15 protein-coding genes and 2 pseudogenes are annotated in these 13,516 nt (G+C 39.7%); all 17 read left to right on the top strand.

The window, feature by feature from the left end; translation table 11 throughout:
* Positions 1-9: 9 nt before the first annotated feature.
* Positions 10-765, top strand: coding sequence for a flavodoxin (locus NQ541_RS12680; protein ID WP_023921295.1), 756 nt, complete (start codon positions 10-12; stop codon positions 763-765).
* Positions 766-837: 72 nt separating this feature from the next.
* Positions 838-1,497: a DUF4405 domain-containing protein gene (locus NQ541_RS12675; RefSeq protein ID WP_023921294.1), complete on the top strand. Its 660-nt coding sequence runs from the start codon at positions 838-840 to the stop codon at positions 1,495-1,497.
* A gap of 17 nt (positions 1,498-1,514) precedes the next feature.
* Positions 1,515-2,198, top strand: coding sequence for a flavodoxin (locus NQ541_RS12670; protein WP_005608380.1), 684 nt, complete (start codon positions 1,515-1,517; stop codon positions 2,196-2,198).
* Positions 2,199-2,220: 22 nt separating this feature from the next.
* A complete protein-coding gene (locus NQ541_RS12665; protein WP_023921293.1) occupies positions 2,221-2,757 on the top strand; it encodes a flavodoxin family protein in 537 nt (178 codons plus the stop codon).
* Positions 2,758-2,782: 25 nt separating this feature from the next.
* A complete protein-coding gene (locus NQ541_RS12660; protein WP_005608378.1) occupies positions 2,783-3,232 on the top strand; it encodes a flavodoxin family protein in 450 nt (149 codons plus the stop codon).
* A 25-nt stretch (positions 3,233-3,257) separates the two neighbouring features.
* The gene (locus NQ541_RS12655; protein ID WP_005608377.1) at positions 3,258-4,013 is read left to right on the top strand and encodes a carboxymuconolactone decarboxylase family protein; all 756 of its coding nucleotides are present in this window, start codon (positions 3,258-3,260) and stop codon (positions 4,011-4,013) included.
* A 13-nt stretch (positions 4,014-4,026) separates the two neighbouring features.
* Positions 4,027-4,866 (top strand): aldo/keto reductase, encoded by an 840-nt coding sequence (locus NQ541_RS12650; protein ID WP_005608376.1) that lies wholly within the window; start codon positions 4,027-4,029, stop codon positions 4,864-4,866.
* A 488-nt stretch (positions 4,867-5,354) separates the two neighbouring features.
* A pseudogene (locus NQ541_RS12645) lies at positions 5,355-5,486 on the top strand (linear amide C-N hydrolase); the annotation flags it as partial.
* 45 nt (positions 5,487-5,531) lie between these two features.
* The gene (cls, locus tag NQ541_RS12640; protein WP_005608374.1) at positions 5,532-7,091 is read left to right on the top strand and encodes a cardiolipin synthase; all 1,560 of its coding nucleotides are present in this window, start codon (positions 5,532-5,534) and stop codon (positions 7,089-7,091) included.
* Positions 7,092-7,263: 172 nt separating this feature from the next.
* Positions 7,264-8,697 carry a phospholipase D family protein gene (locus NQ541_RS12635; protein WP_005608373.1) on the top strand — a complete coding sequence of 478 codons (1,434 nt, stop codon included), beginning with the start codon at positions 7,264-7,266 and terminating at the stop codon, positions 8,695-8,697.
* Positions 8,676-9,386, top strand: coding sequence for a response regulator transcription factor (locus NQ541_RS12630; RefSeq protein WP_005608372.1), 711 nt, complete (start codon positions 8,676-8,678; stop codon positions 9,384-9,386). The genes NQ541_RS12635 and NQ541_RS12630 overlap by 22 nt, the downstream gene beginning before the upstream one ends.
* Positions 9,386-10,429 carry a HAMP domain-containing sensor histidine kinase gene (locus tag NQ541_RS12625; protein ID WP_005608371.1) on the top strand — a complete coding sequence of 348 codons (1,044 nt, stop codon included), beginning with the start codon at positions 9,386-9,388 and terminating at the stop codon, positions 10,427-10,429. Before NQ541_RS12630 ends, NQ541_RS12625 begins: the two co-directional genes overlap by 1 nt.
* Before the next feature lie 31 nt (positions 10,430-10,460).
* A complete protein-coding gene (locus NQ541_RS12620; protein WP_005608370.1) occupies positions 10,461-11,525 on the top strand; it encodes an FUSC family protein in 1,065 nt (354 codons plus the stop codon).
* A gap of 249 nt (positions 11,526-11,774) precedes the next feature.
* Positions 11,775-11,983, top strand: a pseudogene (locus NQ541_RS13310) (ParB/RepB/Spo0J family partition protein); the annotation flags it as partial.
* A 551-nt stretch (positions 11,984-12,534) separates the two neighbouring features.
* Positions 12,535-12,864, top strand: a complete 330-nt coding sequence (locus NQ541_RS12615; RefSeq protein ID WP_005608366.1) for a DUF6442 family protein — start codon at positions 12,535-12,537, stop codon at positions 12,862-12,864.
* On the top strand, positions 12,861-13,067 hold the full coding sequence (locus NQ541_RS12610) for a helix-turn-helix transcriptional regulator (RefSeq protein ID WP_003865061.1): 207 nt from the start codon (positions 12,861-12,863) through the stop codon (positions 13,065-13,067). The genes NQ541_RS12615 and NQ541_RS12610 overlap by 4 nt, the downstream gene beginning before the upstream one ends.
* A 9-nt stretch (positions 13,068-13,076) precedes the next feature.
* Entirely contained in the window at positions 13,077-13,379 is a 303-nt protein-coding gene (locus NQ541_RS12605; protein WP_005608364.1) for a hypothetical protein, read from the top strand.
* The last annotated feature ends 137 nt before the right edge of the window (positions 13,380-13,516 follow it).

Genomic DNA, 13,516 nt, shown 5'->3' with positions numbered 1-13,516 from the left:
AGAAAAGCGATGAAAAAGATTATTTCGCTTTTTATGGTGCTTACTATGGTGCTGTCGCTGGCGGCCTGCTCGACAAATCAATCCCCCAGCGAATCAACACCCGAAGAAAGCAGTTCGCAGACAAACGAGAGCACCCCTACGCCGAGTAACACAAACGGAAAAAATCTTGTGGTGTACTTCTCGATGCCCGATAATGTTGATGACAGTACGGTTGTAATCGACGGCGAAACGCTGGGTAATACGCAGTATATGGCGTATGTGATTCAGGAAACCGTCGGTGCTGATATTTTCCGCATTGAGCCGGAAACGCCCTATCCCACCGACCACGACGAACTGGTTGACCTTGCGAGTGAAGAACAAAGCAATAATGCAAGACCGGCAATCAAAGATACGATTGAAAACTTTGATACCTACGAAAACATTTTTGTCGGTTATCCCAACTGGTGGGGCGATATGCCGATGATTCTGTACTCTTTCTTTGACGAGTACGATTTTTCCGGCAAGACGATTATTCCCTTTAACACCCACGGCGGCAGCGGCTTTTCTGGTACAATTTCCACAATCAAAGAGCTTGAACCCAACGCCGAGGTGTTGGACGGCAAATCTATCTCCCGCAATGATATTCAAGACGCAGAGCAGGAAATCGTAGATTGGGTAAATTCTCTTGATCTGAAACAAGCTGAAGAACAGCCTGATTCTTCTGCCGAAGCACAGCAGCCTACCATGGGACGATTTCTTTATCTTTGCCGCTTCGGGTACGAATGATTTCGCCTATTCGGGATATTACGCTATGCTCTACTTTTATAACGGACTGTGCTGAATATGGAGGTGACAAAAATGAAATATAAACAGGTTGTCAAACTCATCATTGACATTGCAATGTATCTGATTTTTGTCGCTCTTATGCAGGAACACCTATGGGACGGATTACACGAATGGCTCGGTATCGCGCTGTTTACCTTGTTTATCGTCCATACCATCTTGAATTTCCGTTGGTATCAGTCCCTTTTCAAAGGAAAATACACTCCGACAAGGACAACATCAGCAGTTATCAATATTGCGCTGTTTGCTGCTATGCTGTGCTGTATGGTAAGTTCGGTGCTGGTTTCGGGAAAGGTTTTTGCTTTTCTGAATTTGGGCGGTGCAAGGATAGGCAGGACGCTTCACCTCGTATCGACTGCGTGGGTCTTTGTACTGATGAGCCTGCATTTGGGATTACATTTAGCACCGTTCGCAAACAAACTGAAAAAGCACAGACAATTCCTGTGGGCAGGTCGAATCATTGCTGTTTTATTAGCGGCATATGGTGTTTATGTATTCGTTGACCGAGCCTTTTATGAAGAATTGTTTTACCTTACTGAGTTTAAGTTTTTTGATACCGACAAATCGGCTGCACTATACTTTTTTGAGACGATTGCTATGTCGGCTGCCTTTGCAACCTTATCCTATTACGGCAAAAAGCTGCTGCAAATGAAAAGCAGACAGACAAAAATCTAAAAAATTAAGGAGGCACCATGAATAAAACATTAAAATCCATTCTTTCGCTTGTTTTATGCGTTTGCTTTGTTCTTGCTCTATCCGCCTGCGGTAAGCAGAACAACGACACTACTGCGAATAACACCGATACAAATGTAAGTAATAATAATGTCACAGACGACAATACAGATGATTCTGCCGATATCACCCCCGAAGAAAGTACCGCAGGAGATTCTAATATCTTGGTAGCCTATTTTTCGTGGTCGGGCAATACACAGCAGGTTGCGAACTGGATTTCCGATAAAACGGGCGGTGAACTGTTCAGAATTATCCCCGAAGTGGAATATACAGAGGACGATGTATTTGACCGAGCGCAGGACGAACTAAACAATGGTACTCGCCCGCCGCTTTCCTCACATATAGATCAAGAGGTTATGGAACAGTATGATGTTATCTTTGTCGGTTTCCCCATTTGGTGGTACGACCTGCCAATGCCTGTTTGGTCTTTCCTTGAAGAATATGACCTGTCCGGCAAGACAATTATTCCGTTTTTTACCCATAACGGCAGTTCGTCCGGAGCGAGCAGCATTTCTACCGTAGCTGAGCTTTGCCCGGATTCCACCGTACTGACCGATGACTACTTTACCTATTCGGGCAACAATGTTGACGAAGCCGAAAGCGCAGTTGACGAATGGCTTACCGAGCTTGGCTACAACAATTAAAAAACAGGGAGAATTTGAAACGATGAAAAATGTACTTATCTTATCCGGCAGCCCCCGTAAAGGCGGCAACTCCGATTTGCTCTGCGATGAATTTATGCGTGGAGCAAAAGAATCCGGCAACAATGTAACCAAAATCAATGTTGCAAGCAAAAAGATAGCGCCCTGTCACGCCTGCTATTTCTGCGGTGAACACGGCGGCGAGTGCGTCTATAAAGACGATATGGCTGAAATCCTGCAAGCGATGATTGACGCCGATGTGCTTGTGCTTGCAAGCCCCGTTTACTTCTATTCCATTGACGCACAATTAAAGGCGGTGATCGACAGAACGGTTGCACGTTGGCTGGAAGTGAAAAACAAAGAATTTTACTACATTATGACCGCTGCCGATGAAGATAAATCATCTATGGATACTACGCTTGCCTGTTTTCGTGGCTACGCCGACTGCGTAAACGGTGCAAAAGAAATGGGTGTAATTTACGGCACAGGCGTTTATGAAAAAGGTAAGGTGCTGAATACCCCGGCTATGGCTGAAGCCTATGAAATGGGTAAAAATGTTTAGCAGATAAAATCAGGAGGAATAAAGAATGAACATTTTGTTTATCAACGGAAGCCCAAATTCGAACGGGAATACTGCTGCCCTCGCAAAAGAGCTTTTGCAAGGGAAAGAATATGAAACGTTGAATCTGACTGATTACAGGATCGGCAGTTACGGACAAAACTTTGAGGACGACGAACTCGATCAGGTCATTGCCAAAATGAAACAGGCAGAGGTAATTGTTATCGGCTCTCCGCTATACTGGCACAATATCTGCGGCTCAGTGCGAAATATACTGGATCGCTTCTACGGTTTGGTGGAAAACGGCTCATTGTCGGGCAGAACACTTTATTTCCTCTTTCAGGGTGCTGCGCCGGAAAAATGGATGCTGGAAGCCGGAGAATATACGATGAAACGCTTTGCCGGACTTTACGGAATGAAATATGCCGGTATGGCAACCAACTATTCCGAAGCGGCTAAATTATCAAAGAAGCTCTAATATCACATTTTAGGAGGATAGCAATATGGCAGTAAAGCAAACAGCAGGAAGAACCGCCCTCGGAGAATTTGCGCCTAAATTCGCAGAACTCAATGATGATGTACTTTTCGGTCAGGTATGGAGTAGAGAGGATAAACTCTCTTTGAAAGAACGCTCTTTGATTACCGTGGTAGCGCTTCTTTCGCAAGGACTTACTGATACCTCGTTCGTTCATCATCTGGAATCGGCAAAGGCGAATGGTATTACAAAAAGTGAAATTGCCGAAATTATTACACACGCAGCCTTTTATGCAGGTTGGCCCAAAGCGTGGGCGGCTTTCCGTTTGGCAAAAGATATTTGGAAAGAGGACGCAAATGAAGCGGACGAAAAGACCGCTTATGAAAAATCTATGCTGTTCCCAATCGGACAGCCAAACGATACCTTTGCACAGTATTTTGTGGGACAAAGTTATCTTGCCCCTGTTTCAAAAGAACAGGTGGGCATTTTCAATGTAACTTTTGAGCCGGGGTGTCGTAATAACTGGCATATCCACCACGCCGAGAAAGGCGGCGGTCAGATTTTGGTCTGCGTTGCCGGCAGAGGTTTTTATCAGGAATGGGGCAAGACACCAATCTGTATGACGGCGGGTGATGTCGTCAATATCCCGGCAGGCGTGAAGCATTGGCACGGTGCAGCTCCGGATAGCTGGTTCTCTCATCTTGTGGTGGAAGTACCGGGAGAAAATACCCATACCGAATGGTGCGAGCCTGTCAGCAACGAAGATTATGCAAATATAAAATAAAGAGAAATAAATTATGGAATATGTAACTTTGAACAATGGAATCAAAATGCCGAAGCTGGGCTACGGCGTATATCAGTTATCAAATGAAGAATGTGAACGCTGCGTATTAGACGCAATCAGCGCAGGGTATCGCTCGATTGATACAGCGCAGTCATACGGCAATGAGGAAGCGGTCGGAAACGCTATTAACAAATGCGGCGTTCCCCGTGAGGAGCTTTTTATTACAACAAAGGTGTGGATTACAAACGGCGGTTATGAGAAAGCAAAGGAATCACTTGAGGAATCTTTGAGAAAACTGCAAACCGAGTATATCGACTTATGTTTGATTCACCAGCCTTTTAATGATTACTACGGTACTTACCGTGCAATGGAGGAAGCCTATAAAGAGGGCTGGATTCGTGCAATCGGCGTTTCTAATTTTTATCCAGACAGACTGGTTGATTTGTGTAGTTTCGTAGAGGTCAAACCTGCAATCAATCAGGTAGAAACGCATATTTTCCAACAGCAGACAGCCGCCCACGAATATATGGAAAAATACGGCGTACAGCACGAATCTTGGGGACCGTTTGCCGAGGGAAGAAAGGATTTCTTTACCAATCCCGTGCTGAATGAAATCGGGAAAAAGCACGATAAAAGTGCAGCACAGGTCGCTCTGCGTTTCCTTTTGCAAAGCGATGTCGTGGTAATCCCAAAATCCACCCACAAGGAGCGTATGGAAGAAAATATCAATGTCTTTGATTTTGCTCTGGACGCAAGTGATATGAACGCTATCCGGGCATTGGATGAAAAAGAAAGCCTGTTTTTCTCTCACTATGATCCAGCGATTGCAGAGATGATGATAAAGCTGCATTAACAGCAGACTTCCAAAAAGAGGTGAAACCCAAAGGGGATAAGTCTATCTTTTTGAGGTTAAGTCGGTATGCGTTTGTGTACCGGCTTTTTTGTTGCCCAAAAGTCGGTTACAACTGAATGACCGGCTGAATGGGATATGCACAGGCGGACATGGTAACAGAGGTATATGGCCATATCATTGACGAGGACAGGCGAAGAGCTTGAAAGCTGAATAAAAATATAATAATGGAAATAGAACAGAGTCTACTGGCATTAGGAGAAATCCAGATGTGGGTGGACTTTTTGTAATGGAAAATAATGTACATAAGATATATTTAAAGTTATAATTAAGGTAAATACCTTTTGTATGTAGTGTTAGATCAATTTTATATTAAAAATGCTGGAATATACCCAGAAAATAATGTAGTCCTTGAAAGTATGATTATATGTGAATTTGAAGCAAAACAATAGAATTGTGCTATACTATTGTTCAACAAAAAACTTATTGATATCTATTATTATAATACTTATGAAAATCATCAGATCAGTGCGGTAGATATGCATGCAGAGGATCTGGAAAGTAATAAATTGATTTGTTATCCAGTAATTCAAGGGGAACGAATCAATTATCAAAATAAATAGTATTTTGAATATAGAGCTGACGTAGAAAGAAGAGGTGGAATACATATGAAGCAAGATACCTTAGAAGGAAAAGCAAAAACAAAAAATGGAATAAAACGATTGTGCTTTTCCATAATCTGTATTTTTCTTGAAGTGATTTTTATTATTACTATCGTAATGCACTTGAATGAATATGCAGAAATCATAAATTTATTTACCAGAATTTTAAGTGGAATCTTAGTTTTGAGATTGTATGCGTCAGATAAGACATCTTCTATGAAAATGCCTTGGGTCATTTTAATTCTGATTTTCCCAATTATGGGTGTAGGCCTGTATTTATTGATTGGCTTGAATGGTGGCACGCATAAAATGCGTGAGCGATATGCAGAAATTGATAGCAAATTGTTACCAATGCTTCCAGACAATCAGGAGTGTTTAAGCAGAATAAAAGAAAAGATTCCGAAAGCAGGAAATATTGCAAGTTACATACAAAGAAATTCGTGGTATCCAATCTATCAGAATACGGATATCAAGTATTTTGATGAAGCAGTGAAGGGATTAGAGGCACAGCTTGAAGAACTTGCGAAAGCACAAAAGTTTATCTTCATGGAATATCATGCGATAGAAGATGCTGAAGCTTGGCATAAGATTCAAGATGTTCTGGAAGAGAGAGTAAAAGCCGGTGTGGAAGTCAGGGTATTCTATGATGATATGGGGTCTATAGGTTTTATTAACACAGATTTTGTAAAAAAGATGGAGAGTATAGGAATTCATTGTCGTGTATTCAATCCATTTTTGCCAGGCTTAAATCTATTTTTGAACAATCGTGATCACAGAAAAATAACAGTAATTGATGGAAAAGTTGGATTTACAGGTGGATATAATCTTGCAAATGAATATTTTAATTATACGCATCCGTATGGGCAGTGGAAAGATACCGGTATTCGTTTAGAAGGAGATGCTGTTCAGTCGCTTACAGTGACATTTTTAGAAATGTGGAATGCTGTTAGTGAAAAAGCTACGAATGATACTGATTTTAGTAAATACATTATTCATTACGATTATAAAGCACAGCAAACAGGTTTTGTTCAGCCTTATGCAGACAGTCCTATGGATAATGAGCAGGTCGGAGAAGAAGTTTATATCAGTATGATAAATAAGGCCGAAAATTACTGTTGGTTTATGACACCATATCTAATTATAACAGACGAAATGACACATGCGTTATGTCTGGCTGCTAAGCGAGGGGTAGACGTAAGAATTATCACACCAGGAATTCCTGATAAAAAATTCATTTATAATATAACTCGCTCTTTTTATCATGGATTGGTTAAACATGGAGTGCGAGTTTATGAATGGACACCAGGATTTTGCCATGCGAAAATGAGTATAGTGGATGACTGTATGGCAACCTGTGGAACAATCAATCTGGATTATAGAAGCTTATATCATCATTTTGAAAACGGCTGTTTTATGGCAGATTGTCAGGCAGTTGTGGAAATTAAAAATGATCTGATAAGAACGATGGGAGAATGTCGTGATGTAACAGATCAATATTGTACTGGGCGCAGTGCATATTTGCGACTGGGACAATTATTTATGAGATTATTTGCTGGATTGTTATAAGAATTTAGTGAAACGACCTTTCAAAAAATAGTTGATTTTGAGAGGTCGTTTTTGTTATGTCTGATTGCCGGTACAGGAAATTTACATGGATAAAATTAATTCTGTTGAGGTAAAATTGAGGTTGACTTTGTATTGTATAGACATAAGATGAAAAAAAGTCAGGTGATGTGCGATGGGAAAACGTAAGATATGTAAAATTGTTTTTGTTATACTGTCAATTTTTTTATGTGTGGCTTTTTATGAATTATTTGGAATCTGTATTGCATATAAAAAACAGCCGGAAGTGTCTAATACCATCAAAAAAGAAACACAAAATGATTCGTGGAACGAACGCAGCGAGAATATGGAACGAGCAGTGATCATAGAAAAAAATCCAGAAGCACTTTTACAAAGAGTGCGTTTGATCCGAAATGCAAAAGAAGACATTATTCTTTCTACTTTTGCATTTCAATCAGATGAAAGTGGAAAATTGATCTTAGGAGCACTGCATGATGCGGCAGACAGAGGTGTGCATGTTCGTCTGTTAGTAGATGGAATGGAGAGCTGGGTTGATATGGAAGGCAATCCGTATTTCTATGGATTATCTTCCCATGAGAATGTTGAAATTAAACTGTATAATAAGGCCAATCCGTTGAAACCATGGAAGATGATGGGGAGAATGCATGATAAATATTTGATTGCAGATGGTAAGACATATATTCTTGGTGGAAGAAATACATACAATTATTTCCTGGGTGATTTTCTGGGACATAAGAACTATGACAGAGATGTGTTAGTGGTTTGCGATGAACCTGAGAAAGAAAATTCAGTTAACCAGTTGTTAGAGTATTTTGAAACGATATGGGAACAAGAAGACAGTGGTTATTTTCATGACAATAAAAAACTGGCAAATAGAAAATCTGTAAAGAACGCAGTTTTAGAGCTGCAGAACGGCTATCAGAAATATTTTGAAGAGAATAAGGAAAGAATCTGCGATACCGATTACACGGACGAAACTTTTGAGACAGAAAAGATTGCATTAGTGTCAAATCCTATCCACACAGGTCCCAAGGAACCAGTAGTCTGGTATCAACTGGGAGAACTAATGAAAAATGCAAAAGAGCGCGTGAAAATTCATACACCATATATTATCTGCAATGATATGATGTATAATACATGGAAAGAGATTGCGGAGAGAGTTCCGGATTTTTCTATCATGACCAATTCGGTTGCCAACAATGGAAATCCGTTTGGTTCTGCTGATTATGCGAGAAACAGAAACAGAATTTTAAATACAGGAATTGATATCTGGGAGTATGAAGGCGGCTATTCTTACCACGGAAAAAGCATCCTGATTGATGATGATCTATCCGTAATCGGTTCCTTTAACATGGATATGAGAAGCACGTATCTGGATACGGAACTGATGCTTGTAATACGTAGCAAAGAGATTAATAAACAGTTGGAAGAAGGCATGATGGAATATGAAAGAGTGTCCCGACAGGTATTGGAAGATGGAACCTATCGTGATCCGTATCATGTAGAGCCAATCGAATTAACAAAGAAACGTCAGAGAAAAATATTTTTGGTACAGCATCTGCTTGGATGGGCAAGGTATCTGTTTTAATAAGGAGGAAGGAAAACGTGTTTCAAATATTGATTGTAGAAGATGATAAAGAATTAAGCCAGCTATTCCAAAAAGTGCTTGAGAAGAATGGATATCAGGTCAAAAGTGCATCGGATGGAGCACAGGCATTAGAAGTATTGGATAAGGAATATATTGATCTGATCATTTCTGATATTATGATGCCGGTTATGGATGGCTATGAACTGGTGTCAGAACTTCGTTCAGCAGGATATCAGATACCAGTGCTTATGATCACTGCGAAAGGTTCCTTTGATGATATGCGTCAGGGATTTCTTTCGGGAAGTGACGATTATATGGTAAAACCGGTAAATGTGAATGAAATGGTTTTAAGAGTCGGAGCACTGCTACGCCGTGCACAGATACTGAATGAACACAAAATTGTGATCGGTTCAACAGAGTTTGATTATGATGCAATGACGGTTACAACTGATAAGGAAAGTCTTGTTTTGCCTAAAAAAGAATTCCTGCTTTTATATAAGCTTGCAGCTTCGCCAGGCAGAACATTTACAAAACAACAGTTGATGGATGAAGTATGGGGATACGCGACGGAGGCAGACCAACATACGATAGAGGTACATATAGGAAGAATCAGAGAGCGTTTTAAAGATAACCCTGATTTTGAAATCGTAACAATGCGTGGAATTGGATACAAGGTGGTGAAAAAATAATGGAACAAAAGAAAGAAAAAGGATTGCGGATCCGATCCTGTCTGACTGGTGCAATCTGGCTGGCACTTGTATTTTCAACAGTCATATCTGCTTTATTATTTGCTTTTTTGAATCATTTTTTTAATCTGCCGGGCAGCATACCTGTGCTTGGCTGGCTTTTGATTTTCAATACATTGATTGCAGGGCTGATCACTTCCTTTATTAATGCAAAGTTACTGGAACCAATTACCAGACTCAGTAAAGCAATGAAGGAAGTTTCTCGGGGAGATTTTGAACAGCATTTGGAAACGAACAGCCGTATAGCAGAAGTTGGAGAATCTTATCAGAGTTTTAATGTGATGACAAAAGAGCTTCGTGCAACAGAGGTGCTGCAGATGGATTTTGTATCTAATGTTTCTCATGAGTTTAAGACCCCGATTAATGCCATTGAAGGGTATACAATGCTTCTTCAGGGAGAAGAACTGTCTCAGGAGCAGGAGGAATATGTAGAAAAAATCCTGTTTAATACCCAAAGGCTTTCCGGATTGGTTGGAAATATTTTGCTGTTATCCAAGTTAGAGAATCAGAACATACCAATGAAAAAAACAGAATATCGTTTGGATGAACAGATCCGTCAGGCATTTCTTTCCCTGGAGACAAAATGGACAGAAAAAGAAATTGGTTTCCAGGTAGAGCTGGAGGAAGTTAAATATACTGGGAATGAAGGACTTTTTATGCATATATGGATGAATCTTTTAGATAATGCGATTAAGTTCAGTCCTGCAAAGGGGACAATTATGATGTTTCTGAAGCAGGAAAAGGATTCTGTAATGTTTATTCTGGAAGATGAAGGACCGGGAATAGAGGATGATGTGAAAACCAGAATATTTGATAAATTTTATCAGGCAGACGGTTCTCACAAAGCAGAAGGAAATGGTCTCGGCCTTGCACTTGTGAAACGGATCGTAGATAGTGCTGGCGGGACAATCAAGGCAGAAAACCGGGAATATGGTGGATGCAGATTTGTTGTAGAGCTTCCAATACAGAAAGATGAGGCCATATAAGTTTAAGAAAAACAGATAGAGGAGGAATTACATGACATTTTATCAGGAATTGCAGTTAAATCAGGCAGGTTCTAAAAATCTGTTGAAAAAGAGTGAAACAGTGAAAGAAAAATCATATCATATACTGGTATATTTGGTAAAGATAGCTGTTACAATGGCATTTTGTTTTTTATTTGTTACTATTTTCAGTATCTTATTTGGAAATGAGAATAGTATTGTGGGTGTAGTAGTTTTATTATGCCTTATGGTATTTCGGAATGCGGATCTGGGGATCCACACCGGACAATCTACGATGCTTTTGGCTTTGTTCTTTGTAATTATGACTGTATGTCCGCATTTAGCAAACCAGCTTTCACCGGTACTTGGAATGCTGTTAAACATTGCTGCACTGGCAGTGCTGATTCTGTTCGGATGTCATAACCCATTCATGTTTAACCAATCCACATTGGTTCTTGGTTATCTGTTATTGTATGGATATGATGTAACAGGAAAAAGTTATCAGATGCGATTAACCGGAATGGCATTAGGTGCAGCACTTACCTGCTTCATATTTTATCGAAATCATAAAAACAGAACGTATAAAAGAAATTTGAATGATTTGGTACAGGAATTTGATATATCTTCTTCCAGAACAAAGTGGCAGTTATGTCAGATCATATGCGTACCGGCAGTACTCTGCATTGCGGAACTCTGCAATATGCCACGGGCAATGTGGGCTGGAATTGCGGCAATGTCAGCAATCTTACCATTTATGGAGGACATGCAATACAGAGTCCGCAAAAGGATTGTCGGAAATATTGCAGGTGTAATATGTTTTACAGTACTATATTTTCTGCTTCCGTCATCCATCTATACATACATAGGAATCCTTGGCGGAATTGGTGTAGGACTTTCTGCAAAATATGGCTGGCAGGCAGTATTTAACACATTTGGTGCTTTGGCCATTGCTACAGAGAGTTATGGACTAAAAGGAGCAGTTGGTCTTAGAGTGATTCAGAATGTTTTTGGCGTTGTATTTGCATTAATATTTTGTTCTATGTTTTATTGGCTTATGTCGAAAAAAAAGGAAACAGTGGTAACCGTGGCTGCAAAATAACATGGGTCAGAAAGAAAAAAGGTTGATCCGGAGATGGCAGCTTTGCTGACGAGTCTGGCAAAGAGTATAAAGATGTAAGGGAAAATGTAAGATCTGTTGGCTTTGGGAAGAATCCTAAGGGTGACAGATCTTTTTTTATGTTTTATTCTGCTTTGGATATACTAACCATAGTGCTAAAATTACATTGCCAGATCGTGAAAACAGGATATAGAATATAATTAACAAAAATAACCATATTAGCTACAGCTAATGGTCAAACAGCAATGTCTGTTTGGAACTTTACTATCTATAAAAGTTCCAGGCAGGCATTTTTTATTTCCTGAATCCTGGAGGAAAGGAGTCAAGACGACTGAACCAAACAGACAATCAGAAGAAAACATGCTGCGGAGAAACTGGGATACCGTAAAGTACCGGTAATCATCCGGGTATTAAGTGAAGATGATTCCATCTTGAGCATCCATAAAGCGACAGAACGAATTATTGAAGAACAGAAAGAACAATCTGAGGATTCATAGAATGCGATTTAAGAGAAAAAAGCCTCATGACCATGAGGAAAAATGAAAGCAAAATACGTTAGCTGATAAAGTGTATAGGCTCAAAAGGGAAAGTGCCCTTTTGGGCCTTATTTTGTGCTTTGCTATAAGTAATACCACAATTAAAGGGCAAAAAATAGCGTTTAAGCAGGGTGTAACGGAAGAACTGAAAGCAACGGATATGATGAGATAGATAGGATTGATGAATAACATTCGAGCCTATGCCGATGAGATTGTATTGAATGATATTGTGTATTCCTAACGGATACCAACCGAAGAAGAACTGCTGTCAAACCGATGGCAGTTTTTCTTTTTCGGCAAGTATTCAAGAAGTCATTAAGTCGTGAGTATAATCGAAGTGGTAGAAAAGTTATCTCTTATATCGGTTGTAACTTTTTTATGAACTCTATTGACAAGAAAACTTGGTATGTGTATAATTAAAATATGCAAAGAAAACTTGGCATGGAGGTGTTTTTATGAAAAAGGACGAAATCTTAAATGCAAGCAGAAAAGAACATCGCAATAAGGACTTGGCTGAAATGGAAGTGGTATATCAAGCCGGAAGTCACGCAAGCAGAGTTGGTGCTTTAGTGTGTTGTTTGCTTTCGCTGTTATCTTCTGTGCTTGCTCATACTATGATTTACAGTCCGTGGGTTATATACTTCAGCATTATTGCAACACAATGGTTAGTTCGCTTTATCAAAATGAAGCGAAAGAGCGATTTGGTCTTGACTGTTCTGTTTTTTGTGCTTTCCATTTTGGCATTTGTTGGATTTGTTAGCCACCTTTTAGAGGTGAGAATATGAAAGAACAATTACAACTGAAAAATCACTTAAAGGAAGTTCGCACAGAAGCAAATCTTTCTCAAGCTCAGCTTGCAGAAATGGTAGGGGTATCAAGAAATACCATTAGTTCTATTGAAACAGGACAGTTTAATCCAACTGCAAAATTGGCTCTAATTCTTTGTATTGCATTGGACAAAAAATTTGAGGAACTATTCTATTTTTAGGAGGTCATTATGGAAAATATTATAATGTTGATTTTGGGAGTGTTCATATCTGTTGTGGGAATTGTAAATATCAAAGGCAATATCAGCACAATTCACTCTTATAACAGGCGAAAAGTAAAGGAAGAAGATATACCAAAGTATGGAAAAACAGTCGGCACAGGAACGCTGATTATAGGAATATCTCTTGTATTAGGTTTTATTGCTTCGTTTTGGAGTGAAATATTTATAGATTATATCATTCTTCCAGCAGTTATTGTCGGATTAGGCTTTATATTGTATGGACAGTTCAAATACAATAAAGGAATTTTTTGAGAATCAGGTATAAAGATGGAATTGAACACAATATCAGGTCTGGCGATAGCGGGAGTTATCTGCTGTTTGCCATGCTGTTGGAGCCGGGAGTTTGACAGTTGAATATTAGAAAAATACCTTGCAGGCCTTATAAAACC

Origin of the sequence: [Ruminococcus] lactaris ATCC 29176, from assembly GCF_025152405.1 — a bacterium.
Classification (GTDB): Bacteria; Bacillota; Clostridia; order Lachnospirales; family Lachnospiraceae; genus Mediterraneibacter; species Mediterraneibacter lactaris.
This window is presented reverse-complemented; position numbering and strand designations above follow the sequence as displayed.